General features: G+C 60.4%; 1 pseudogene. It reads left to right on the plus strand.

From position 1 onward, the window contains the following. Positions 1-938 (plus strand): annotated as a pseudogene (locus tag ACRBB0_RS27295) (hypothetical protein); the annotation flags it as partial.

Raw genomic sequence — 938 nt, forward strand, 5'->3', positions numbered from 1 at the left:
ATCAACCTGTCGCATTACAAACGCAAGCTGACAGGCCTGTCGCGGGAGATTTACATCGCGCAGGACTGGGACATGCCGGACGGGTTCAAAGATCCGGCACAACGCGATCCGCTCAACTACACGCGGCAGGAGGCTGGGCAAGCCAAGCGCACAAAGCGCGATCCAAAGGCGCTCAAGGCGATGTTTCGGAAGTGCTGGGAACGCTCGGACAATCGCACCAGCTTTGCCGCAGCGCTGCAGGAACAAGGATTTGTTCTGGCGCGCGGAACCCGGCGCGGTTTTGTTGGCGTGGATGGCGATGGCAAGGTCTGGTCGCTGTCGCGGTGGTGTGATGTGCGGCCCAAAGACATGCGCAAACGGCTTGGGCCTGAGGCGGACCTGCCCTCGGTTGAGGATGTGCTGGCGCAGGCACGTGGGCTGCCAAAGCAAAAACAACCCGAACCATCACCGGATTTCCAAACGAGGCGCGATGACCTGGTTGCGCGACAACGCTTGGAGCGTGCGGAATTGGTTCAGCGGCAGGAAGCAGACCGCATAGCGGCGCTCAAGGCGCAGAAAGAGGCGCAGCGCAATGGGCTAAAATCCCTGTTTCACCGCATCACCGGGCAACGTCAAAAGATCATTGAGCGGGCTGAGGCTCAGGCGAAAGAGGCACGAGACAAAGCGCGTGCCGATCAACATGCACTGATTGAGCGGCATTTGAGCGAGCGCCGTGCGCTGGATTTGGACGCGCAGAAGCGCGATCTCGGGCCGATCTTTTCTCGGGCCAACGATCCGCGCCAGACGCTGAATGACAAGCGTGACGATCTCCCATTCTCCAAGGCGCAATTGCAGCAAGACCCGGCGCTGGTGCTCGACCATATCTCTCACACCAAAGCAGAGTTCAGCCGCGCTGACGTGCTGCGCGCCCTCGCCAAACGCATCGACAAACCAGCGGA

The sequence above is a fragment of the Pelagimonas sp. genome, assembly GCF_050633425.1.
Classification (GTDB): domain Bacteria; phylum Pseudomonadota; class Alphaproteobacteria; order Rhodobacterales; family Rhodobacteraceae; genus Pelagimonas.